This window comes from Lysinibacillus sp. EB106-09-02-XG168 (assembly GCF_058791475.1).
In genome coordinates this window covers 3,472,963-3,495,440 of the sequence record NZ_JBYTDN010000003.1, presented here as the reverse complement: position 1 = coordinate 3,495,440, position 22,478 = coordinate 3,472,963, and the positions used below count along the sequence as shown (strand labels likewise).

The window sequence follows — 22,478 nt, the reverse complement described above, 5'->3', positions numbered from 1 at the left end:
AGGTTGGAGACTGTTGAGAAAAATTATTGTAGGTTCTAGGAGAAGTAAGCTAGCTTTAACACAAACAAATTGGTTTATCAATGAGTTAAAAGCAGCTGGTGTACCATTTGAATTTGAAGTGAAGGAAATTGTCACGAAAGGTGACCAAATTTTGGACGTGCAACTATCTAAAGTTGGTGGTAAAGGGCTTTTCGTAAAAGAAATTGAACAAGCGCTTTACGACAAAGAAATTGACTTTGCTGTCCATTCTATGAAGGATATGCCTGCAGTATTACCTGAAGGATTAGTCATTGGTTGTATTCCACCACGTGAAGATGCGCGTGATGCTTTTATTTCAAAAGGACATGTGAAATTTGCCGATCTTCCATCAGGAGCTGTTGTTGGGACAAGTTCTCTTCGTCGCAGTGCTCAACTTTTAACTGTCCGTCCAGATATTGAAATTAAATGGATTCGTGGAAATGTAGATACACGCTTAGCTAAACTTGAAACTGAAGAATACGATGCAATTATTTTAGCTGCAGCTGGTCTAAAACGCCTTGGCTGGAGCGATGATGTAGTTACTGAGTTTTTATCTGTTGAGGATTGTCTACCAGCAGTAGCACAAGGATCTCTAGGTATTGAATGCCGTGGAGACGATACAGAACTATTAACGGAATTAGGCAAATTAACAGATAACATTACATGGCAAGAAGCGCATGCAGAACGTGCTTTCCTAGCAGCTATGGATGGCGGCTGTCAAGTGCCTATCGCAGGATATGCAAAGTCTAACGGGGAAGAAATTACATTAACTGGCCTTGTTGCTGCACCAGATGCTTCAGTTGTTTATAAAGAAACAGTTGTGGGCTCTGATGCGGAAGCAGTAGGGAAAGAGCTTGCTGAGATTTTAACGAAGCAAGGTGCTTTTGAATTAATTCAACGAGTAAAGGCAGAGCAAGATGCAAAATAATTTACCTTTAGAAGGTAAAACTATTATTTTGACAGGTACATCTAAGACGACAACTATAATAGATGACATTACAGCATTAGGTGGCCAAGCAGTAATTGCCCCATTGATTGAAACTTGCGAGCTGATCGATAAAAACGATGATGTGCAATTAAAGTTTGCACGTGAATTTGAATGGCTCATTTTTACGAGTCAAAATGCGGTAGAAGCTTTTGCTAACAAGATGCAACGCTTTAATGTAAGCGCAGCGTATTTTCAAAGCAAAATTGCTTCTATCGGTACTAAAACTACTACAGCCTTAGAAAAGCTAGGATTCCATGTGAGCTTTATGCCTTCTATATTTAGTGCAGATGTATTTGTTCAAGAATTTCCTGATGTGGTAGCAGGGAGCAAACCTACTTGTCTATTTATTCGTGGAGAAAAAGCGAAAAATACATTAAAGGAAGGTCTGCCCTTTACATTGAAGGAATGGACAGTTTATGAAACGATTGAGCGACATGATCAAAAACAATTATTGATTGAATGTATCCGTACGAATAGCGATGTCACAGTGATTTTTGCTAGTCCTTCTGCTGTTGATGTATACGCAAAGGATATAGCTTCGGTAGTTGGTTGGGAGGCAGTACATGTAGCAGTAATCGGTCATATTACAGAAGCAGCTATTGTAAATCACGGTGCTATTGTAGATATTATGCCGAGCGTATATACAATGCAAGCAGTCATCGAGGAAATAACGAAAGTAGGAGAAAGAAAATGACAAAATTACAATTCCAAAGACATCGTCGTTTGCGTGCAAATGCTGCTATACGATCAATGGTAAAAGAAACATACTTACACAAAGAGGATTTAATTTATCCGATTTTTGTTATGGAAGGCGAAAATATTAAAAATGAAGTCCCTTCTATGCCAGGAGTTTTTCAATTTTCATTAGATAAACTTGAAGCTGAGATTGATGAAGTTGTTGCTTTAGGTATTCCTGCTGTTATTTTATTTGGCTTACCTGCAGAAAAAGATGCAGTTGGAACTGGTGCTTTCCATGATCATGGTATTGTGCAAGAAGCAACACGACTTATTAAAGCTCGTTACCCGGAACTATTAGTCATAGCGGATACATGCTTATGTGAATTTACAGATCATGGCCATTGTGGCTTAATTGAAGGTGATCAAATTTTAAACGATCCTTCATTAGATGTCTTAGCACGTACAGCAGTATCACAAGCGAAAGCAGGGGCGGATATCATCGCTCCATCTAATATGATGGATGGATTTGTAGCAGCCATTCGTGCGGGCCTAGATGAAGCAGGCTTCGAAAATGTTCCAATCATGTCATATGCCGTAAAATATGCATCAAGCTATTATGGTCCATTCCGAGATGCAGCTGATGGTGCACCTCAATTTGGTGATCGCAAATCATACCAAATGGATCCATCGAATCGTATGGAGGCATTCCGTGAAGCGGAATCAGATATTGAAGAAGGTGCAGATTTCTTAATCGTTAAACCAGCTCTAAGTTATTTAGACATTATTCGTGATGTGAAAAATAATTATACATTACCGATTGTTGCATACAACGTTTCTGGTGAATATGCAATGATTAAAGCAGCGGCTATTAATGGCTGGATTGAAGAAAAAAATGTAGTGCTTGAAACGTTACTTAGCATGAAACGTGCAGGCTCAGATTTAATCATTACGTATCATGCAAAAGATGTTGCACGTTGGTTGGAGGAGAAATAAATGACGCGTTCTTATGAAAAATCAAAACAAGCATATGCTGAAGCAATTAACATAATGCCAGGTGGTGTTAGTAGCCCAGTACGTGCATTCAAATCCGTAAATATGGATCCAATCTTCATGGAATCTGGTCACGGTGCAATTATTAAAGACATTGATGGCAATGAATATATTGACTATGTATTATCATGGGGACCACTAATTTTAGGTCATTCGCATCCAGAAGTTGTACAAGCAATTGCAGAAACAGCAGCGAAAGGCTCCTCGTTTGGAGCACCTAGCTACACAGAAAACCAATTAGCCAAATTAGTATTAGATCGACTACCTGGAATGGAAATGATTCGTTTCGTTTCTTCTGGGACAGAGGCTACGATGTCAGCTTTACGAGTAGCTCGTGGTGTTACAGGGCGCGATAAAATTTTAAAATTTGAGGGCTCTTATCATGGTCATGGAGATTCCTTGCTTATTAAGGCTGGCTCTGGGGTAGCTACATTAGGCTTACCTGATAGCCCTGGTGTCCCAGCAGATATTGCACGCAATACTTTAACAGTAGCGTACAATGACTTAGAAGGGGCGAAACTAGTTTTCGAAAAGTTTGGTTCAGAGCTTGCGGCAGTAATTGTTGAGCCAGTCGCAGGGAATATGGGCGTTGTCCCTCCAAAAACAGGCTTCCTACAAGGCTTACGTGAATTAACAAAGGAACATGGAACATTGTTAATTTTTGATGAAGTTATGACAGGCTTCCGTGTTGATTATGGCTGTGCACAAGGTTATTTTGATGTATCACCAGATATGACAACATTAGGTAAAGTTATTGGTGGTGGACTTCCTGTTGGAGCATTTGCAGGGAAAAAAGAAATTATGGAGCAGGTAGCACCGGCTGGTCCAATCTATCAAGCTGGGACATTGTCAGGGAATCCATTAGCGATGACAGCTGGCTATGAAACATTAACTCGCTTAGATCATAGCTCTTATGAATACTTCAAAAAGCTAGGAGATCAATTAGAAGCTGGTTTCCGTGAAGCAGCAACGAAATACAATATTCCACATACTGTAAATCGTGCTGGTTCAATGATAGGTTTCTTCTTTACGAACGAAGATGTTATTGATTTTGATTCAGCAAAAACATCAGATTTACAATTGTTTGCTGAATACTTCCGTCTAATGGCAGAGGAAGGTATTTTCCTACCGCCATCTCAATTTGAAGGTTTATTTATTTCTACTGCACATACGGAGGAGCATATCGCAAAAACAGTTGATGCTTTCCATAAAGTATTTGCACAATTAGCAAGATAATAGGCTGTTACAAAATAGCATGCTAGAAGTATTTTCTGGCATGTTATTTTTTGTTGTTTACTAATGTAATTTGCCTTTGTCTCAATGGCTTATATTTTTGCGATTCATCACCAAAGTTGTGGATGACTTTTGTTAAAACGTCTACTATGTAAATAAGTTGATCTTCGTTCCGACTGGGCGACTCCTTGGGGATTAGCAATAGAGGAACGAAGGCTAAAACCATCACATCTTGTGATAACGCCTTCGTGACCAACGTCGTGTTGGCCCGAGACCCTGCAGCGAAGCGGATGTTTTCTGTGCGAAAGCGATGCGTCAGCAACACCAAAAGCGGCTCAGCGGACGCCTCCAGCAAAGCGTCCAGTCGGAACGGAAATCAATCACACGTTTTGGTGATAATCCATTTTTACCCGTTAAATGGCAAATGTGTATGATCGTTACCGCTGAAAAAATTTTTATTAAAATTATAACTTTCAGCATAGCCAAATTGTGGGCTAAATCGTATATAATAGAGCTATTCGTAAAAGAAAGTAGTGAATTGATATGGCAACTGGCACACATATGGTCGAAGTACCTGTAGGAATTGAAAATGTATGGGATTTCGTCAGTGATATGGAAAAATGGGCAAAGCTTGTCCCAGGTTATAATGCACATGAAATGATGGATGAAAAACATTCAACATGGACGTTTAAAGGTAATGTTGGTGTTCTGAAAAAAACAGTACAAGTAGAGATTACTATTTTAGAATGGACAGCGCCTTCTAAAGTAACATTCGAATTAAAAGGAATTTCTGATAACTTTTCAGGAAACGGTTATTTCCTAGCAGAAAGTATTGATGCAGAAAATACAAAAATGACAGGCTTCTTGGAAGTAACAGCAGGAGGATTAGCTGGTCCTGTTTTAAATCCAATCTTTAAGCCAATCGTACCAAAAGCAACACAAATGTTAACAGACCGTGTAGCAAATAAAATTAAATTGGTGAATGTATAATAACCGATTGCACCACAAGTAAAAGGCATGCTAGAAAACTTTTTCTAGCATGCCTTTTTTCTGTTACGGCAGGCGCTTTCTTAGAGGCGTCCGATGTGCCGCTTCCTTTGGGCACTATACAAAATCCGAACGCATTGTCTCTTTGCGCGAGATCAAAGAGACAGCTCCATAATATACACCAAGACGAAATTGATTAATCATCCTATAGCATACTATCCTTCGAAGCTTCATATGATGCAAGAGGAGGGATTATTATCGAACACAAAACTTGGAATATGAGTGAAACTTTTTGTTTTCCTGGTTATGGCTGCCCAACAGAAATAGCAGCTGTACAAATTAAGCCACGGTGGCAGACAACGCAGCTAGAAGATTCTCTACGATTAATGGGTATTTATCATATCACAGCACATGTTCGCTTTGATTTTCAAGACATGCAAGCTTACATGGGTGATGATGAATTAGTACAAATCGATACGCTAGATATTCAAGGAGATACTGGTTATTTTGAGTATGCAGTTCCTTTAAATGTAGATTTACCAAAGGATGCAACTATTGAAGATTTAATGGTAAAGGATATTCGACCTGTTCTGACGAATCAGATGTGTCAACTTGAGTGGACGGTTACAAGTGTTTTTAATGAGCCTGAGCTTGCGTTAGAAAAAGCGCACGTTTTTGAAAAACAGTCTGTCAATGCCTCAGCTCAAATTGAGAACGGGGACCTTGCAAAAGAAACGGCACAAGTAAAACAACCTACAACTGCAGTAGCTTCGAATCAAGAAGAAAAAACCATAGCTGCAGTAGCTTCAGCACAAGAGGAAAAATCAAAGACTGTTTCATTTGCAGTTCAAAAGGAAAAGTCTGAAGCAATAGTTGCTTCAGACAAAAAAGAAAAGCCTGCATCAAAAATAATGTTGAGGGAGTCCTCAAGTAATATTGTAGTCCGTGAATCTAGTTCCTGGCATGAAGTGCCATCGATGATCTGGGATTTAACCGAAGACTATACACCGCTAAAGGTTCGTGTTTCAAATGATTTCATTCAAAAGTAAATAGCATATAAGTAAAAGGAGCAATAAGATGATGAAATCCCCAGATGTTGGAATGATGATGACACGTATAAACTGAAAAGCACAAATTGGAACAATTATCGTTTTGCAATAAAAACGAAATTGTCGTAGCCATGGTGGTAAAAGCCAAGGATTATACTTACGTCGTCGCATTTGAATTTTCACTTCCTTTTCTAGTAGTGCTTCCTAAAAAATGACTAAATCACTTGAAAAATTGCACGATTTTGGGGTACAATGTGAAAAAGTTGAATATAAATGCAAATGCTATGACAGGGAAGAGTAAATTATTTGTACATTTTAAGAGAGGAAACGGTAGCTGAAAAGTTTCTATTTGTACCTAGTTGAATGTAGCCCTCGAGCAGCTTTAGTGAACTAACAGTAGTTAAAGCCGGTTAAACACCGTTACCGAATTGAGAGCCAGTAGTAAAGGCTTAAGCAAGTAGTACATTTTTCTGATGAAACGTATGATAGCTTAACTCGCCTCTGCTGGAATTAAAGGTGGTACCGCGAACTTAAACTCCTTCGTCCTTTTTGACGTTAGGAGTTTTTTTATTTTTATTAATCTTTTTGTAAATGTCCTTTTACATGAGACATAAAAACAGAATGATTGGTACTATCTCACCCAAAAAAATTATTAAGTTAACAGGAGGAGTCAAAATGACAGAAAACATTTCAATGCCAACAAAATATGATCCACAGTCCATTGAAGCAGGTCGTTATGAATGGTGGTTACAAGGGAAATTTTTTGAGGCGCAGCCTACAAGTGAAAAGGAGCCTTATTCTATCGTTATTCCACCACCGAATGTAACAGGTAGACTACACCTTGGCCATGCTTGGGATACAACATTACAAGATATTTTAATTCGTATGAAGCGTATGCAAGGTTATGATGCACTTTGGTTACCAGGAATGGACCATGCAGGTATTGCGACACAAGCAAAAGTAGAAGCTAAATTACGAGAAGAAAATATTACACGTTATGATTTAGGTCGTGAAAAATTCCTCGAAAAAACATGGGAATGGAAAGAAGAATATGCTGGGCATATTCGTGATCAATGGGCGAAGCTTGGTCTTGGATTAGATTACTCTCGCGAGCGTTTCACACTTGATGAAGGTCTTTCTGATGCAGTTAAAACTGTTTTCGTTCAATTATATGAAAAAGGCCTAATCTATCGTGGCGAACGCATTATTAACTGGGACCCAGCTGCAAAAACAGCATTATCAGATATTGAAGTTATCTATAAAGATATTCAAGGTGCATTCTATCATATGAAATATCCATTAGCTGATGGATCAGGATATGTGGAAGTAGCAACTACACGTCCCGAAACAATGCTAGGTGACTCTGGGGTAGCTGTTCACCCGAATGATGAGCGCTATCAACACTTAATCGGTAAAACAGTTATTTTACCAATCGTAGGTCGTGAAATTCCAATCGTAGCAGATGACTACGTAGATTTGGAATTCGGTACTGGGGTTGTAAAAATGACACCAGCACACGATCCTAATGACTTTGAGGTTGGTAACCGCCACAACTTAGAACGCATTCTTGTTATGAATGAAGATGGTACTATGAACGAGCTTGCTGGCAAGTATAACGGTATGGATCGTTTTGAATGTCGTAAGCAAATCGTAGCTGATTTACAAGAAGCTGGTGTGCTTATTCGTATTGAAGAGCATACACATTCTGTAGGGCACTCTGAGCGTTCTGGTGCTGTTGTAGAGCCATATCTTTCTGCACAATGGTTCGTAAAAATGCAACCACTTGCTGATGCTTCACTTACTCTTCAAAAAGATGAAGAAGGGCAAGTAAACTTTGTACCATCTCGTTTTGAAAACACATATTCTCGCTGGATGGAAAACATTCGTGACTGGTGTATCTCTCGTCAATTATGGTGGGGTCATCAAATCCCTGCTTGGTATCACAATGAAACAGGTGAAGTTTACGTAGGTAAAGAAGCACCAGTAGATGCAGAAAATTGGACGCAAGATGAAGACGTATTAGATACATGGTTCTCGTCAGCACTATGGCCATTTTCTACAATGGGTTGGCCAGATGAGACTAACGAAGAATTTAAGCGTTACTATCCAACAAGCACACTTGTAACTGGTTATGATATTATTTTCTTCTGGGTTTCTCGCATGATCTTCCAAGGTCTTGAATTTACAGGTCAGCGCCCATTCAAAGATGTATTAATTCACGGTTTAGTACGTGATGGGGAAGGACGCAAGATGAGTAAATCACTTGGCAATGGTGTAGACCCTATGGACGTTATTGATCAGTATGGTGCTGATTCATTACGTTACTTCTTAGCTACTGGATCTTCTCCTGGTCAAGATTTACGCTATACAACTGAAAAAGTAGAGTCAGTATGGAACTTTGCAAATAAAATTTGGAATGCCTCTCGTTTTGCTTTAATGAATATGGAAGGTATGACATATGATGAAATCGACTTAACTGGTGAAAAATCAGTTGCCGATAAATGGATTCTTACTCGCTTAAATGAAACAATTGAACGTGTAACATCTCTTGCAGAACGTTATGAATTTGGTGAAGTAGGCCGTGAGCTATATAACTTTATTTGGGATGATTTCTGTTCTTGGTACATTGAAATGGCTAAATTACCGTTATATGGTGATGACGAAGCAGCTAAGAAAACGACTCGTTCTATTTTAGCTTACGTTTTAGACCAAACTATGCGTCTATTACATCCATTCATGCCATTCATTACAGAAGAAATCTGGCAGCACTTACCTCATGAAGGTGAATCAATTACAGTGGCAGCATGGCCAACTGTTCGTGCGGATCTTCATTTTGCAGAGGAAGCAGACAATATGAAGCTCCTAATGGATATTATACGTTCAGTACGTAATATTCGTGCGGAAGTAAATACACCGATGAGCAAAAAAGTGCCACTATATATTTCAGCGAAGGATGCTACAACGGTTACAGTACTAGAAGCGAATAAAGCATATTTAGAAAAATTCTGTAATCCAGAATCACTAACAATTGGAGAAAACTTAGAAGCACCTGGTCAGTCAATGACAGCAGTAGTAACTGGGGCAGAACTATTCCTACCACTTGTTGGACTTATTAATCTAGAAGAAGAAATTGCTCGACTTGAAAAAGAATTAGAAAAATGGGCAAAAGAAGTAAAGCTTGTGAATGGTAAGTTATCGAATGAAAAATTCGTGTCTAAAGCGCCGGAAGCATTAGTTAATGCGGAGCGTGAGAAATTAGCCGATTACGAAAGTAAACATGCGGTTGTATTAAAACGTTTAGAAGAACTAAAAAATATGTAAGATTGAGACAGCGGATGGCAATTGTCATCCGCTGTTTTTTCTTTCATGCAAGTGTAAGTTTTTACGAAAAGTATGTGTATTAGGCGTTATTTATACTAAAATAGAGATAATGTAGTAAGAGGGAGTGTTTCTTTTGTTTAAAACGATGAAAGAATGTACAGATTATATTTTTACGTTAAAGGCAGTTGATCATAAACGTGCTCCGCTCGTATTGATGCGAGAGATATTAGCTTTTCTTAATAACCCACAGGACAAGCTACGTGTTATCCATTTAGCAGGCTCAAATGGTAAGGGGTCAACAGTGAATGCGCTAAGAGAAATGTTACAACTTACTGGCTACAAAGTAGGCGCCTTTACTTCACCTCATTTAGAGCGTGTTAATGAACGTATGACTATTAATGGTATGCAAATTAATGATGCGCAATTTTTACACTATATGAACAAAGTTGCTGAGATTATAGAGACACATTATGAAGGTGAATTTCCGAGCTTTTTTGAAGTGGTAACACTTATTATGTACCAATATTTTGCGGATGAAGAAGTGGATTTTGCGCTGATTGAAACGGGACTTGGTGGACGTTTAGATGCTACGAATGTCGTTACGCCTCAAATTTCAATTATTACAACGATTTCATTAGAACATACTGCGTTTTTAGGAGATACAATAGCTAAAGTAGCGTTTGAGAAAGCGGGAATTATTAAAGAAAATGTACCTGTTGTAGTGGGCGTTAAAAGTGAAGAGGCAATTTCTGTTATTCGTGAGGTAGCAAATGAGCGTCATGCCCCATGCTTTGTTTTAGGGAAGGATTTTACGGTTGAAAATATTGAACAAGGAACTGATATGCAATATTTTAATTACCGTAAAGCAAATGTGGAGGTGGAAGCTATCCCATTAAAAATGGCTGGTCAGCATCAAATAAATAATGCAAGCGTTGCGATTACGGCGATCTTAATGTTAAGAGAGAATGGGGCCGTTGATATTTCAGATGCATCAATCCGTCAAGCTTTGGCAAAAGCTCAATGGGCAGGCCGTTTTGAGCAATTACCTGGCGCTTTAATATTAGATGGGGCACATAATTCTGAAGGAACTGCGGCATTAATTCAAACTCTTAAAACGGTTTATCCGCACCAAAACTATCGATTTATATATGCAGCATTATCGGATAAAGATCATGCGAAAAGTATTGCTTTAATGGACAGTATTGCTACATCAATTGCATTTACTCAAATTAAGCTTCCAAATGCTATGCCTGCTGATCAATTAGCAGCATTATCTACAAATACGAATAAAATATATAATGCGAATTGGTGTGAAATGGTTCAAATGATGCTAAATCAAAGAAATGATGAGGATGTTATCGTCATTACAGGGTCCTTGTATTTTATAGCTGAAGTTCGACAATGGCTACAGGGGGAACAAAGATGATCCCTAAATGGAATAGCTATAAGGAAAAATGGAATGTTCAAAGTGATGATGTTATTAAACCTGGTTTAACTGCGATTGAAGAAGCATTGGTGCGAGTAGGTAATCCAGAAAACAAATTGCAAGTCGTACATTTAGCAGGGACTAACGGTAAAGGCTCGACACTTACTTTTCTAGAATCAATCGCCAAGGAACATGGGTTACGTGTTGGTAAATTTATGTCTCCTTGTATTTTGGACGTGCATGATCAAATTCAAGTAGACGGTCAAGCTATTACAGAAGCTGAAATGAATCTTGTATTCCAACAAATGCAGGTAGCCGGACTTAGTGGGAAACTAACAGATTTTGAACTTTTAACGGTTGCAACATTTTTACATTTTGTTGCTAGTAATGTTGATATCGCCCTTATTGAAGCTGGGATGGGTGGCTTACTTGATAGTACGAATGTGGTCACACCAATTGCCTCTATCATACCGAGTATCGCATTAGAGCATACGAATTTTTTAGGAGATACGATTGAAAGTATTGCCTACCATAAAGCCGGAATAATTAAGCCGTATTATCCAGTTGTTATCGGCGATTTACCGATAGAAGCGAAAAATATAGTCTACCAGGAAGCTAGCAAAAAACATGCATCTGTTTTTGAGCTAAATCACCAGTTTTATGTGGAGCAAGAGAAAGATGGAGAGAGTTATGTGCATAATGACAAGGGCCTCCGTATTACAAAGCTTACACGTACTATAAAGGGAGCACATCAGGCGAATAATATGGCACTTGCTATTACAGCCTTTTTTGAAGTAGCGACCGCATTGGAGTTACAAGTTAGTGAAGAAGCTATTCAAAAGGCTGTAAAAAACGCAACCATTTTAGGCCGTTTTGAAGAAATTATGCCTTATATTGTTTTAGACGGTGCGCATAATCCAGCGAGTGCTGAGAAATTAGTAGAAACGATTAAGCAGGAGTTCCCAGATGAGCAGATTACTTTTGTAATTGGAATACTTGCAGATAAGGCTGTAAAAGAGATTTTGCAACTATTTGAGCAAGCATGTGATTGTTTTTACTTTGTTGATTTTGATAATCCCCGTGCGATGGCTGCTCACGACATGTTTGAGCTGTCCAACGCCTCACATAAGGCAGTTTTAGAAGATTATGTGCAATTTTTAAAACGACAGTCAGCAAGTAAATCGAGGACGATTGTATCGGGTTCATTGTATTTATTAACGGAAGTACGTAGTAGATTAAAAACAATTAACATGTAGTTAGTATATTTCCAGTATAAATCAGGTACTCATCAAAAAATGAGTACCTGATTTTTTTATTTGGGTATCCTCCCTTTAAGTTCCTTAAGTACTTTTTCCCAATATTTTTTCATTTCTTCTCGTACATTTTGATCAGAAAGTTTTTCTTGATGAAAGCTAATAATAGTTTTATTGCTTGCACCCGGTATAATACGAACTTGTACGGTTGATGCCTTTTCCCATCCTACCTTTTGCCAAGTTAGGCGAAGTTGTTGTAACGGTTTGACTACGCGTATTTCTCCTGACCCTAATTTCGTAATATAATTCTGTCCTGGTTCAAGGATAATGAACATACTCTCTCCTAACCATACGTTTAATCCATCTTGTGAAGTAACTAGCTTCCAAGCTTCCTCTTGAGAAATCGGGAACATCCTTCTAACACCTACTTGAAACCCTACTGTTTTTGTTTGTCCAACAATTTTCGGATTATCCAACTTCTTACCTCTATTTCTAATATTTGTCTGTAAATAATATTATTTCTAGTTCTACTTTCTATTTCCTTGCACACCCTCAAAATTTTTGGATGATATTTTGTTAAACAGTAGAATACTCCTTTGAAAGAGGTACAAAAGTGTAGCATAAAAAATCCACCTCTTTTTTAGTAAATCTTGATACAAAAATATTTAATTTTGCAGTAAAACCTCGAAAATAACTAGTAAATCAAAATGTAGTAAATTCGCATTTACACATCCTTTTGTACATATACTTATATATCAAATTGGTCTTTTCTAAATTTACTTTGATACGTTAAAGAAAGAGGTGATGGTCGAATGAAAATTGTCAGTCAAGTGATGAGAAAACAAATATTTCGAGCGATGATTATTGGAGGAGTAGTAGGACTTTTTGGTGTAGGTATTTTTTTAGGTATTCTTCAAGCAAGCACTCAATTTTCTATAAAAAATGATAGTAATGAGGTAGCTAATAAAAGTAATAGTAATACCAAAGGTGAAACCATTACGACAGCGGGAGGAGCAACGAACGGTCCCATGCTTTTTGCTAGTCAAGCAGGGGTCTACTCAAATTATGAAAGTGCAAGCGCATTTGTATCTGAACACCCTTCATTAAAAGAAAGTGCCATTGTCGAGGTCGATGGAAAATTTCACATTTGGACAAGTGTGGTAACAGATGAAAGTCAACTTGTTTTCTTAAAAGATCCTGCAACATTTAAAAAAGCATTCACTTTGACTGGCGACAGTTGTAAGGAGGCAACTCTTGCAGAGCTTCCGTCTGTGCTAGCTGACAAAAATTCAACAAAATTAAATTTTAAGGATAATTCGAAAGATTCTACGCTACCTGCTGATTGGCAATCTATTGGAGCAGCAGCCTCGTCTATATCAAGCGATACCAGCATCATTCGATTACAAGTTTTGGCCCATTACAAATCGAAAAATGCTTGTCTTCAAGTGAAATTTTAAGCAGAAAAGATAGTGAAATAAGCATTATCTTGATTTTTAGAAAATTTTCAAATGCCAAATTCTCCGTTATGATAACTAATAAGGAGGAATGGTCAGACAATGTTTAAAACAAATCACAAGATAGTGCTTGCTTCTGCTTCACCACGACGAAAGGAATTACTTACTATGATATCCCTTCCGTTCGACATAATAACTAGTGAAGTAGAAGAGACAAGCGTTCAGGTAACTACAATGCAAGATTATGTAAAAGGTGTAGCTCTATTAAAAACACGTGATGTGGCAAAAAAAGCTCCAGATGCAACGGTTATTGGAGCGGATACGATTGTTGTTTATGATGATGAGCTACTCCATAAACCAAAAAATCGTGAGGAGGCAATTTCCCACTTATTGCGCTTATCGGGGAAGTGTCATGCAGTCATGACAGCTGTAGCCATTATTGAGCCTGATGGTCATGAAACTACATTTGTGGAAGAGACAAATGTTGTCTTTCATCATTTATCGCAGGAGCTCATCGAAGCATATGTAGATTCTGGAGATCCATTTGATAAAGCAGGCGGTTATGGCATTCAAACTGCTGGAACCCTCCTAGTGAAACGAATTGAAGGAGATTATAACAATGTTGTCGGTTTACCACTTGCAGCGTTGTTTACGCAATTGGTAGCACGCAATATTATCCAATTTGCGAAGGAGTGAGGCTTTTTTGACGAATGATGTTTTACAAAGGACGATGATACGGGACGTTCATATAGAAGATCGCCCCCGTGAAAGACTACGTAGACAAGGAGCTATGAGTTTATCGAATCAGGAGCTACTGGCTATTTTACTAAGGACAGGCACTAAAGAAGAGTCTGTCCTTGTACTTGCAAATCGCGTACTAACCGTTTTTGAGCGTTTACATCATTTGAAACATGCAACAATAGAAGAAATGGTTGCTATTAGAGGGATTGGTGAGGTTAAAGCGATTCAGTTATTAGCAGCAATTGAACTCGGTAGACGTCTAGCGCAGAAACATAGCGATGAAAAATATACGATTCGTTCTCCACAAGATGCCGCTACCTATTTAATGCCTGATATGACCTCACTGAATCAGGAGCATTTCGTCGTTCTTTTTTTGAATGTGAAAAATCAAATTATTCATAAAAAGACAATTTTTATAGGCAGTCTAAATGCTTCAATTGTCCATCCGCGCGAGATTTTTCGCGAGGCTGTAAAGAGATCTGCTGCTTCTATAATTTGTGCGCATAATCATCCTAGTGGCGTACCAACACCTAGTGATGAGGATATTGAAGTGACGAGAAGAATTATAGAGGCTGGTTATATTATAGGCATTGATTTAATCGATCATCTCATCATCGGTGATCATCAGTTTATTAGTTTGAAAGAAAAAGGATATTTTTAACTCTGCAATACTTTTTGCAGAGTTTTTTTATTTAGTTTAAAGATGACAATCTCTAGCTAAATAAGATTTGTTGAGGTATATAATTAAGATTGTAGAGTGGTCACCGAATCATTTCGTGAAGCCTCACAGTGTTCCTTGTTTCTGAAATTTAGTGAAAATTAAATCTCTCTATTTTTTCACAAAAAAATTTTTTGTATTTTTTTGCGAAAAGCTAATAATGAAAATGAACCTTTTCTTATAGAATACGTTATTGTATTCGTAGAAATGTCTATAATATTCACAAAAATTGGTAGCCTATTACACGTTGTCTTACAAGAATAAAAATTATATGCTAATCTATACGTACTGTTTTTGTTTGGGAGGGAATTAAAATAGTATCTTTTCCGCGAGAAGAGGTATGTGGCACTACAAATTCTTGCGTTTTTCCGTTATAATGAACGGTATGATTTTATTTTTATTCAGAAAAAGACTCTCATTCCAACAGGTGTGAGATAATTGAGTGTGTAGTTTTTTTCAGTAGGTGTCTAACACCGAGTGAATGAAGATAAAGCCTCGGGGTGTAAACGCGCCGGGGTGTAAGTTGATGTCAACGAAAGTATGGCTTAAATAGAAAGGGAGTACACAAATTGTTTGGATTAGGAAGTAAAGATGTCGGGATTGACCTTGGCACAGCGAATACATTAGTGTTTATTAAAGGGAAGGGAATCGTTTTACGCGAACCTTCAGTCGTAGCGAAAAATACAAAAACTGGAGATATCGTTGCAGTAGGTAACGATGCAAAAAATATGATTGGTCGTACACCTGGCTCAATCGTAGCAATCCGTCCTATGAAAGATGGCGTTATTGCTGATTTTGATATTACTACAGCAATGATAGAATACTATTTAAAAGAAGCTTGTAAAAATTCTGGTGGTAATTGGAAAAAACCAAATGTTATGATTTGTGTGCCTTACGGTATTACATCGGTTGAACAACGTGCGGTTATTGATGCTGCTCGCCAAGCAGGTGCTAAAGAAGCATTTACAATTGAAGAGCCATTTGCAGCAGCGATCGGTTCAAACTTACCAGTATGGGATCCAACAGGGTCAATGGTCGTTGATATCGGTGGTGGTACAACAGAGGTAGCGGTTATTTCATTAGGTGGTATTGTAACAAGTGAATCTGTGCGTGTCGGCGGGGATGCAATGGACCAATCCATTATTTCGTATATTCGTAAAACATATAACTTAACAATCGGTGAACGTACTGCAGAAGCAGTGAAAATGGAAATTGGTACAGCATTGGCTGAAGGTCCAGAAGAAAAAATGGAAATTAGAGGACGCGATCTTTTAACAGGTTTACCGAAAACGATCGAAATTTCATCACAGGAAATTTCTGAATCTTTACGTGAAGCGGTAGCATCTATTATTGATGGAGTTCGAAAAACGCTTGAACAAACACCTCCTGAATTATCTGCAGACGTAATGGAACGCGGAATTGTTCTAACAGGTGGTGGTGCGCTATTAACAAACTTAGACAAAGTTATTAGCCAAGAAACTAATATGCCAGTATTTATCGCAGAAGATCCACTAGACTGTGTTGCTATTGGTACAGGTAAAGCTCTAGAACATATTGACTTAATTCGTCAACAACAAGTTAAAGGGTAAGGAGGTTTAGGCAATGCCACACTTTTTTTTCAATAAGAAATTAATTTTGCTGCTCGTGGGCATGGTTTTTCTTGTGGCATTGATTAGCTTCTCATTACGTGAACGGACGAATGCAACTTTACCAGAGCAAATTATTAAAGACACTGTCGGCGTCGCACAATCTATTGTTGCGAAGCCGGCGAATTATATTGCTGGTGTTTTTGATAGTATTGATTCCCTCTTAAACACGTACGAAGAAAATAAACGTTTAAAAGCACGCTTAGATGAATTTGTTGCTGTACAAGCTGAGGCATCGGACTTGAAATCTGATATTAAAAAGTTTCAAGAGCTTATGGACAAATCGGAAAGCTTAAAAGCATATGATCCGATTCATGCCACAGTTATTGCTAGAAATCCTGACCAGTGGGAAGAAAAAATTATTTTAGATAAAGGATCTTCACACGGTGTAGAAAAAAATATGGCAGTTATGACAGCGAAAGGTTTAATCGGTAAAGTTACTTTAGTAACGCCTTTTACCTCTGAGGTAGAGCTTTTATATACAAATAATCCAAACTATCGTGTTTCTGCGATGGTTCCAGGAGATAAACAAGCATACGGTTTAATTGAGGGCTATGATAAAGAGCGTAATGAACTCATCATGAAGCGAATCGATTCAAGTTTAACAGTTAAAAAAGGTCAACAAGTAGTTTCATCGGGGCTTGGCGGTGTTTTCCCAAAGAATGTGCCAATCGGTGAAATAACTGAAGTAAGTACAGATGATTTTGGCTTAACGAAAATGGCTTATGTAAAACCATCTGCTGATTTTTCAATTTTAGATTATGTTGTTATTGCTAAACGTTCATCTACGGTGATAGATGGATCTGATGGCAATGCATCGAACGGAGATTTAACACATCCACCACAGGGTAACGAGGAGGTTGAATAATGGTTCGATTTCTCATTCCCTCTGTGGCAGTTTTACTATTTTTACTAGAACCAGAGTTTGCTATGCTTTCACCGATTGAAGTGAAAGGGCAAATCTATTATTTGGTCCCTAGATTTTTAATCTTATATTTAATATTTATATCCATCTATTACAGCCGTCAACGAGCGGTAATGTATGGACTTTTTTTTGGTGTCTTGTATGATGTGTTTTACATTGATATTATTGGATTATATTCAGTACTGTTTCCGTTAGTATGTTTTTTAGCAGGGTCAATTGTGAAAGTTATTCATCAGCACTTAGTTGTGACAACGACGATTTCAGTTGTGTTAGTAGCAATTTTAGAATTTATACTCTATCAATTCTTCTATCTTATCGACTTTACAACGATTCCATTTTCGGATTTCTTACGTTCACGACTACTGCCAACGATCATTGCTAATGCACTATTTTTAGTGATTCTTGGTTGGGCCTTCAAGTATCTGATTAATGCGCGTGTCTTACAGAGAGCACGTGAAGTTTCTTAACAAAGAGCAACGTGGGGTGAGGCATTCATGAAAAAACAGTTAGTTAATATGAAGGGAACAAAGGATGGATTTGTTCTTCATTTAGACGATCAATGTGCGTATGTCGATTTAGTAGAAGAGCTTAAAAAGAAAGTTTCAGAGAGCGGTATCGATAGTAAAGTAGATGTACAATTATACTTGGGCTATCGATACTGTTCTGATGAACAAATCAAAGAGCTTATTAAAATTGTTCAGGAAACAGAGCAACTAATCGTTTCAAAGGTGCAAAGTGAAGTACTGACTGTCCATGAGAGCAACCAGAAAAGGATTGAAAGTCAACAAGATACATATTTAGGTGTGGTCAGATCGGGTCAAGTTCTTCGTTCGCCAGGCGATATTATTATCGTAGGGAATGTCAATCCGAATGGGCGTGTAGAAGCAGCTGGCAATGTGTATGTCCTAGGTAAACTTAAAGGAATTGCACATGCTGGTGTTCATGGTAATAAGGAAGCAATTATTGCAGCATCTTGTTTTGAAGCCACACATATCATGATTGCTGATCAGGTTCAGGCAATGTCAGACGAACATGTAAAAACGATTAATCAAGAAGAGATGGCTTGTGCATTTATTGGCTATGATGGGCGCATTACGTACGATCAAATTCACGCGTTAAAAAATATTCGACCATTGTTAAATGTGTCTAAGGGAGGAAGCTAGTGTGGGAGAAGCGATCGTCATAACTTCAGGTAAAGGCGGTGTCGGAAAAACGACGACAACGGCTAACCTTGGGACTGCATTGGCTCTACAAGGTAAAAAAGTATGTTTAGTAGATACAGATATTGGCTTACGTAATTTGGACGTGATTTTAGGTCTTGAGAATCGAATTATTTATGACTTAGTAGATGTTGTTGAAGGGCGCTGTAAGATTCATCAAGCGCTAATAAAAGATAAACGTGTAGATGAAAAACTATTTTTATTACCTGCTGCTCAAACGACAGATAAAAATGCTGTTAAACCTGAGCAAATGAAGAGCTTAGTAGAAGAATTAAAAAGAGATTATGATTATGTTTTAATAGATTGTCCAGCGGGCATTGAACAAGGCTATCGCAATGCGGTTGCTGGTGCTGATCATGCAATTGTAGTAACAACGCCAGAGATTTCTGCTGTGCGTGATGCAGATCGAATTATTGGCTTACTCGAACAGGAAGAAATTACAGCACCTAAACTAATTATTAACCGTATTCGCCAGCATATGATGAAAAGCGGTGATACTTTGGATGTGAATGAAATTACAACACATTTGTCTATAGATTTATTAGGAATCATTGTAGATAATGAAGGGGTTATTTCATCGTCCAATAAAGGTGAACCAGTAGTAATGGATCCTGCTAATAAAGCATCTCTTGGCTACCGTAATATTGCTCGAAGAATACTTGGAGAGTCTGTACCACTTATGGCCATTGAAGAAGAACATAAAGGTGTATTTTCAAAACTAAAAGCGTTATTTTCAAAATAATTATCAACCTTTTCGTGCATTTGTACGAGAAGGTTTTTTCTTTGTGCATGAATGGACATGCAAGCTCATATAGTGTGAAAAAAGGATGAGGGCTTGTTTAAAAAATGGAAATGGTTGGTCGCGATATTACTTGTGGCAGCAACTCTGCTAGTAATTCGTTTAGAGGATCAAGGTATATTGGAAACACCGGTGCGAAAACTTGTTACAACATCAGCTGATTTGACTTATTTAAGCGAGCTCGGACAAAGCTGGCTAAATAAAGATGATGCAACAATTTTAGTATCGAGTGATGTTGGACAAACTGAACTATTAACATTTGCCAATGCGGAAGTTTTTAAGGAAGGCTTTTTATTGCAATATGACATGGGCTTACCGGTTTATGCTGGAAAGAGTGGTCTTGTCGTTTTTACCGGCCATACAAAATATACTGGTAAAACAATGACAATCAGTTATGACGATGGTACAACTGTATCCTATGGTATGCTAGATAGTTTAGCACAACTTCCATACACAACAGTGCAGGCAAACGATTTAATCGGCATGAAAGAGACGGGGCAACTCTATATCTCAATTGAGAAAGATAAGGCACAATATAATTTGGAGCAGATTGTACAGTGGCTTGAAACAGCGGAGTCCAATGAAAATTAAACTGCATCTTCTATGTATCCCTCTCGTATTTTTAATGATTTTTACTGGTCAAATTGCTTATTACGCTATTATTTTATCTTCATTATTATGGCATGAAGCAGGTCATTTGTTAATGGCGATGCTTTGTGGCGTTAGTGTAAAATCATGCGTTATTACACCTTACGGAGGGGAAATAGAATTTGAAAATCCAGCGGCTGTGCCAGCAACGTCACTCCTTTGGATTGCCTTAGGGGGACCAATCGCTACAATATTAGGGATTGGCCTCGCTTTTTTTATGCCAGAACTGCTTGCGACCAAGCTTATTAATGTGCAACTTGTGCTATTAGCAATCAATGTTATACCGATTATTCCGTTGGACGGTGGCAGAATATTTTTAGCGTGCTTATTTTTATTCAATCCAAGTGTTCGTGCGTTTGAATGTTACTACTGGCTTTCTCTTATAATTGCCTTTATACTATTCATGATAACTTTATGTTACCTCCCACAATCTATTTTTATAGCAATTTTATGTTTATTTATATGGCTTCAAGTGTTAAAGGAATGGAATTATCGAAAATATCGTTTAGCATTTGAGAAATATGTAATGAAAAGATTGACTTGATAGAAATCGTGTGGTAATATTTTAATGTTATTGTTTGTAGCACCTGTGCTACTACAACCGCACTGGAAAGGTTTAAGTATCGTATGATCACCTTTATAAACAGGCGAGTCTGAGTCTATGAGGAGGTGCAGTAAAATGTACGCAATTATTGAAACTGGTGGTAAACAAATCAAAGTAGAAGCTGGTCAAGAAATCTATGTTGAAAAATTAGGTGTAGAAGCTGACGAGGTTGTAACTTTTGATAAAGTTTTATTCGTAGGTGGCGAAAACGTTAAAGTTGGAGCTCCATTCGTAGAAGGCGCTACTGTAACAGCGAAAGTTGTGAAAGAAGGCCGTGCGAAAAAAATCGTTGTTTTCAAATTGAAAGCTAAAAAGAACTACCGTCGTAAACAAGGTCACCGTCAACCTTACACAAAATTAGTTGTTGAAGCTATCAACGCTTAATTATGAGGTGTAGCGAATGATACAAGTTACGATTCATCACAATGAAAATAGACATGTGTCAGCATTTGAATTTTCAGGACATGCGGAATACGATGAATCTGGTAAGGATTTAGTATGTGCAGGAGCATCTACCATTGCCATAGGTACGGTGAATGCTATTTATGCACTATTACAATTACAGCCAGAAGTCGAACAAGCTGCTGAAGGTGGAGGCTATCTTAAAGTAGACTTACCATCAGATTTAGAGCCTGAGATTGATGCAAAACTACAGTTAATTGTCCAAGTAATGACAGCCCAAGTGTATTCTATGGTGCAAAATTACGGACAATATATCCAAATCAACTACAACCAAGTAGGAGGTGGAACACAATGAAATTATTATTAACTTTAGACTTACAATTTTTCGCATCTAAAAAAGGTGTAGGTTCTACTAAAAACGGACGTGACTCTGAGTCTAAACGACTTGGTGCTAAACGTGCTGATGGCCAATTCGTAACTGGTGGTTCAATTCTTTACCGTCAACGCGGTACAAAAATTTACCCAGGTACAAACGTAGGTCGTGGTGGTGACGATACACTATTTGCTAAAGTTGACGGCGTTGTAAAATTCGAACGTTTAGGTCGCGATCGCAAACAAGTATCTGTATACCCAGCAACACAAGAAGCTTAATCTTTTATAAGATAACATAAAGCGGAGGACTGCATTTATTGCAGTCCTTTTTTTGGCTAAATTTCGATGAAGATTTAAGGGAAAAATACAGCAAAACTTGTTATACTAGTAAGGATAACTTTATTGGAGTGAATGGGATGAACAATCAATCACTAACCATTAGTGAAGTAATACGTTTTGCAAATCATGATTATGTGAATCAGCTTCAGCTTATTCGCATGAATTTAGATTTAGGTAGAATTGATGAATCAAAAAAACTTATTCAAAATTATTCAGAACAGTTACAAGTACTTTCTATCCTTAATCGAATACAATTACCGCAAACAATCGAATGGCTGCAAACGGCAGGTTGGCGCTATCCTTCATTGCCAATGAAGCTTAGTGGTGATATAAAAATGCCTGTCACAAATGCGATTGATTCGGAAGTTGTAGATTACTTAAACAAAACAGTTATGCATGTTTATGATACATTAGATCCATTTACAGAGCAGAGCTTAGCGCTCGATGTACGTGTTGACGATCATACATTTGCCGTGACATTCACGCTAAATGGGCAATGGAGTGCTGATGCATTCACCGAAAAAGGTTTGAAACAATTAGACATTCAGACAATTGAACAGACGAATACGTGCTGGCAATATGTGTTGAAAGCAAATAGGGAGTGAAC

The 22,478-nt window shown here is 37.9% G+C and carries 25 protein-coding genes and 2 other annotated features; of the genes, 23 read left to right on the top strand and 2 right to left on the bottom strand.

The annotated features are described in order from the left end of the window. The first annotated feature begins 13 nt into the window (after window positions 1-13). The 6 genes from hemC (at window position 14) to AC3WSO_RS17855 (ending at window position 6,003) form a co-directional block, all read left to right on the top strand. Window positions 14-946: a hydroxymethylbilane synthase gene (gene hemC / locus AC3WSO_RS17880; protein WP_492532677.1), complete on the top strand. Its 933-nt coding sequence runs from the start codon at window positions 14-16 to the stop codon at window positions 944-946. Beyond that, complete coding sequence (locus AC3WSO_RS17875) at window positions 936-1,700, top strand: uroporphyrinogen-III synthase (RefSeq protein WP_492532675.1); 765 nt, start codon at window positions 936-938, stop codon at window positions 1,698-1,700. Before hemC ends, AC3WSO_RS17875 begins: the two co-directional genes overlap by 11 nt. Next, a complete protein-coding gene (hemB, locus tag AC3WSO_RS17870) occupies window positions 1,697-2,677 on the top strand; it encodes a porphobilinogen synthase (RefSeq protein ID WP_386827682.1) in 981 nt (326 codons plus the stop codon). The genes AC3WSO_RS17875 and hemB overlap by 4 nt, the downstream gene beginning before the upstream one ends. Continuing rightward, window positions 2,678-3,970, top strand: coding sequence for a glutamate-1-semialdehyde 2,1-aminomutase (gene hemL, locus AC3WSO_RS17865; RefSeq protein ID WP_492532674.1), 1,293 nt, complete (start codon window positions 2,678-2,680; stop codon window positions 3,968-3,970). Window positions 3,971-4,510: 540 nt separating this feature from the next. Continuing rightward, on the top strand, window positions 4,511-4,957 hold the full coding sequence (locus AC3WSO_RS17860; protein WP_492532672.1) for an SRPBCC family protein: 447 nt from the start codon (window positions 4,511-4,513) through the stop codon (window positions 4,955-4,957). Between the two features lie 275 nt (window positions 4,958-5,232). Further along, on the top strand, window positions 5,233-6,003 hold the full coding sequence (locus tag AC3WSO_RS17855) for a valyl-tRNA synthetase (RefSeq protein ID WP_492532671.1): 771 nt from the start codon (window positions 5,233-5,235) through the stop codon (window positions 6,001-6,003). On the opposite strand, the gene AC3WSO_RS17850 is transcribed toward AC3WSO_RS17855, so the two are convergent. Next, a complete protein-coding gene (locus AC3WSO_RS17850) occupies window positions 5,980-6,174 on the bottom strand; it encodes a YszA family small membrane protein (protein ID WP_490390921.1) in 195 nt (64 codons plus the stop codon). The two genes, AC3WSO_RS17855 and AC3WSO_RS17850, sit on opposite strands and share 24 nt — an antisense overlap. Window positions 6,175-6,278: 104 nt before the next feature. Further along, window positions 6,279-6,554, top strand: a binding site (T-box leader). 124 nt (window positions 6,555-6,678) lie between these two features. Here AC3WSO_RS17850 and AC3WSO_RS17845 point away from each other — a divergent pair. From AC3WSO_RS17845 to AC3WSO_RS17835, 3 genes are all read left to right on the top strand, one after another. After that, window positions 6,679-9,324, top strand: a complete 2,646-nt coding sequence (locus tag AC3WSO_RS17845) for a valine--tRNA ligase (RefSeq protein ID WP_492532669.1) — start codon at window positions 6,679-6,681, stop codon at window positions 9,322-9,324. 133 nt (window positions 9,325-9,457) lie between these two features. Beyond that, entirely contained in the window at window positions 9,458-10,750 is a 1,293-nt protein-coding gene (locus tag AC3WSO_RS17840) for a bifunctional folylpolyglutamate synthase/dihydrofolate synthase (protein WP_492532668.1), read from the top strand. Then, on the top strand, window positions 10,747-12,006 hold the full coding sequence (locus AC3WSO_RS17835; RefSeq protein WP_492532667.1) for a bifunctional folylpolyglutamate synthase/dihydrofolate synthase: 1,260 nt from the start codon (window positions 10,747-10,749) through the stop codon (window positions 12,004-12,006). Before AC3WSO_RS17840 ends, AC3WSO_RS17835 begins: the two co-directional genes overlap by 4 nt. Window positions 12,007-12,062: 56 nt before the next feature. Here AC3WSO_RS17835 and AC3WSO_RS17830 read toward each other — a convergent pair whose 3' ends face one another. Then, a complete protein-coding gene (locus tag AC3WSO_RS17830) occupies window positions 12,063-12,479 on the bottom strand; it encodes an SRPBCC domain-containing protein (RefSeq protein ID WP_492532665.1) in 417 nt (138 codons plus the stop codon). Between the two features lie 336 nt (window positions 12,480-12,815). On the opposite strand from AC3WSO_RS17830, the gene AC3WSO_RS17825 reads away from it, so the two are divergent. The 14 genes from AC3WSO_RS17825 to AC3WSO_RS17760 all read left to right on the top strand — a co-directional run bounded on the left by AC3WSO_RS17825 (window position 12,816) and on the right by AC3WSO_RS17760 (window position 22,476). Continuing rightward, window positions 12,816-13,460 (top strand): hypothetical protein, encoded by a 645-nt coding sequence (locus tag AC3WSO_RS17825; RefSeq protein ID WP_492532664.1) that lies wholly within the window; start codon window positions 12,816-12,818, stop codon window positions 13,458-13,460. 99 nt (window positions 13,461-13,559) lie between these two features. Continuing rightward, window positions 13,560-14,153 (top strand): Maf family protein, encoded by a 594-nt coding sequence (locus AC3WSO_RS17820; RefSeq protein ID WP_492532662.1) that lies wholly within the window; start codon window positions 13,560-13,562, stop codon window positions 14,151-14,153. A 34-nt stretch (window positions 14,154-14,187) separates the two neighbouring features. Then, window positions 14,188-14,859 (top strand): RadC family protein, encoded by a 672-nt coding sequence (gene radC, locus AC3WSO_RS17815; protein WP_492534409.1) that lies wholly within the window; start codon window positions 14,188-14,190, stop codon window positions 14,857-14,859. A gap of 626 nt (window positions 14,860-15,485) precedes the next feature. After that, window positions 15,486-16,505 (top strand): rod shape-determining protein, encoded by a 1,020-nt coding sequence (locus AC3WSO_RS17810; protein WP_197144832.1) that lies wholly within the window; start codon window positions 15,486-15,488, stop codon window positions 16,503-16,505. 13 nt (window positions 16,506-16,518) lie between these two features. Continuing rightward, window positions 16,519-17,430 carry a rod shape-determining protein MreC gene (gene mreC / locus AC3WSO_RS17805; RefSeq protein WP_492532660.1) on the top strand — a complete coding sequence of 304 codons (912 nt, stop codon included), beginning with the start codon at window positions 16,519-16,521 and terminating at the stop codon, window positions 17,428-17,430. Beyond that, entirely contained in the window at window positions 17,430-17,954 is a 525-nt protein-coding gene (gene mreD / locus AC3WSO_RS17800) for a rod shape-determining protein MreD (RefSeq protein WP_492532659.1), read from the top strand. Before mreC ends, mreD begins: the two co-directional genes overlap by 1 nt. Window positions 17,955-17,981: 27 nt before the next feature. Beyond that, a complete protein-coding gene (gene minC, locus AC3WSO_RS17795; RefSeq protein ID WP_492532658.1) occupies window positions 17,982-18,650 on the top strand; it encodes a septum site-determining protein MinC in 669 nt (222 codons plus the stop codon). A 1-nt stretch (window position 18,651) separates the two neighbouring features. Beyond that, window positions 18,652-19,449 carry a septum site-determining protein MinD gene (gene minD, locus AC3WSO_RS17790; RefSeq protein ID WP_492532656.1) on the top strand — a complete coding sequence of 266 codons (798 nt, stop codon included), beginning with the start codon at window positions 18,652-18,654 and terminating at the stop codon, window positions 19,447-19,449. Window positions 19,450-19,542: 93 nt separating this feature from the next. Next, on the top strand, window positions 19,543-20,097 hold the full coding sequence (locus AC3WSO_RS17785; protein ID WP_492532654.1) for a peptidoglycan DD-metalloendopeptidase family protein: 555 nt from the start codon (window positions 19,543-19,545) through the stop codon (window positions 20,095-20,097). Beyond that, the gene (locus AC3WSO_RS17780; protein WP_492532652.1) at window positions 20,087-20,698 is read left to right on the top strand and encodes a zinc metalloprotease; all 612 of its coding nucleotides are present in this window, start codon (window positions 20,087-20,089) and stop codon (window positions 20,696-20,698) included. Before AC3WSO_RS17785 ends, AC3WSO_RS17780 begins: the two co-directional genes overlap by 11 nt. Before the next feature lie 45 nt (window positions 20,699-20,743). Continuing rightward, window positions 20,744-20,819 (top strand) — a sequence feature (ribosomal protein L21 leader region). A 14-nt stretch (window positions 20,820-20,833) separates the two neighbouring features. Continuing rightward, window positions 20,834-21,142, top strand: coding sequence for a 50S ribosomal protein L21 (gene rplU / locus AC3WSO_RS17775; protein ID WP_036124117.1), 309 nt, complete (start codon window positions 20,834-20,836; stop codon window positions 21,140-21,142). Between the two features lie 16 nt (window positions 21,143-21,158). Continuing rightward, entirely contained in the window at window positions 21,159-21,515 is a 357-nt protein-coding gene (locus AC3WSO_RS17770; protein WP_079563574.1) for a ribosomal-processing cysteine protease Prp, read from the top strand. After that, on the top strand, window positions 21,512-21,811 hold the full coding sequence (rpmA, locus tag AC3WSO_RS17765; protein WP_079563575.1) for a 50S ribosomal protein L27: 300 nt from the start codon (window positions 21,512-21,514) through the stop codon (window positions 21,809-21,811). Before AC3WSO_RS17770 ends, rpmA begins: the two co-directional genes overlap by 4 nt. A 137-nt stretch (window positions 21,812-21,948) precedes the next feature. Continuing rightward, complete coding sequence (locus AC3WSO_RS17760; protein ID WP_492532651.1) at window positions 21,949-22,476, top strand: Spo0B domain-containing protein; 528 nt, start codon at window positions 21,949-21,951, stop codon at window positions 22,474-22,476. The last annotated feature ends 2 nt before the right edge of the window (window positions 22,477-22,478 follow it).

Excerpts from the sequence above, each read along its gene's own strand:
- AC3WSO_RS17875 (WP_492532675.1), top strand. The coding sequence starts at position 936 with ATGCAAAATAATTTACCTTTAGAAGGTAAAACTATTATTTTGACAGGT.
- hemB (WP_386827682.1), top strand. The coding sequence starts at position 1,697 with ATGACAAAATTACAATTCCAAAGACATCGTCGTTTGCGTGCAAATGCT.
- hemL (WP_492532674.1), top strand. The coding sequence starts at position 2,678 with ATGACGCGTTCTTATGAAAAATCAAAACAAGCATATGCTGAAGCAATT.
- AC3WSO_RS17860 (WP_492532672.1), top strand. The coding sequence starts at position 4,511 with ATGGCAACTGGCACACATATGGTCGAAGTACCTGTAGGAATTGAAAAT.
- AC3WSO_RS17855 (WP_492532671.1), top strand. The coding sequence starts at position 5,233 with ATGAGTGAAACTTTTTGTTTTCCTGGTTATGGCTGCCCAACAGAAATA.
- AC3WSO_RS17850 (WP_490390921.1), bottom strand. The coding sequence starts at position 6,174 with ATGCGACGACGTAAGTATAATCCTTGGCTTTTACCACCATGGCTACGA.
- AC3WSO_RS17845 (WP_492532669.1), top strand. The coding sequence starts at position 6,679 with ATGACAGAAAACATTTCAATGCCAACAAAATATGATCCACAGTCCATT.
- AC3WSO_RS17835 (WP_492532667.1), top strand. The coding sequence starts at position 10,747 with ATGATCCCTAAATGGAATAGCTATAAGGAAAAATGGAATGTTCAAAGT.
- AC3WSO_RS17825 (WP_492532664.1), top strand. The coding sequence starts at position 12,816 with ATGAAAATTGTCAGTCAAGTGATGAGAAAACAAATATTTCGAGCGATG.
- AC3WSO_RS17820 (WP_492532662.1), top strand. The coding sequence starts at position 13,560 with ATGTTTAAAACAAATCACAAGATAGTGCTTGCTTCTGCTTCACCACGA.
- radC (WP_492534409.1), top strand. The coding sequence starts at position 14,188 with ATGATACGGGACGTTCATATAGAAGATCGCCCCCGTGAAAGACTACGT.
- mreC (WP_492532660.1), top strand. The coding sequence starts at position 16,519 with ATGCCACACTTTTTTTTCAATAAGAAATTAATTTTGCTGCTCGTGGGC.
- mreD (WP_492532659.1), top strand. The coding sequence starts at position 17,430 with ATGGTTCGATTTCTCATTCCCTCTGTGGCAGTTTTACTATTTTTACTA.
- minC (WP_492532658.1), top strand. The coding sequence starts at position 17,982 with ATGAAAAAACAGTTAGTTAATATGAAGGGAACAAAGGATGGATTTGTT.
- AC3WSO_RS17780 (WP_492532652.1), top strand. The coding sequence starts at position 20,087 with ATGAAAATTAAACTGCATCTTCTATGTATCCCTCTCGTATTTTTAATG.
- rplU (WP_036124117.1), top strand. The coding sequence starts at position 20,834 with ATGTACGCAATTATTGAAACTGGTGGTAAACAAATCAAAGTAGAAGCT.
- AC3WSO_RS17770 (WP_079563574.1), top strand. The coding sequence starts at position 21,159 with ATGATACAAGTTACGATTCATCACAATGAAAATAGACATGTGTCAGCA.
- rpmA (WP_079563575.1), top strand. The coding sequence starts at position 21,512 with ATGAAATTATTATTAACTTTAGACTTACAATTTTTCGCATCTAAAAAA.
- AC3WSO_RS17760 (WP_492532651.1), top strand. The coding sequence starts at position 21,949 with ATGAACAATCAATCACTAACCATTAGTGAAGTAATACGTTTTGCAAAT.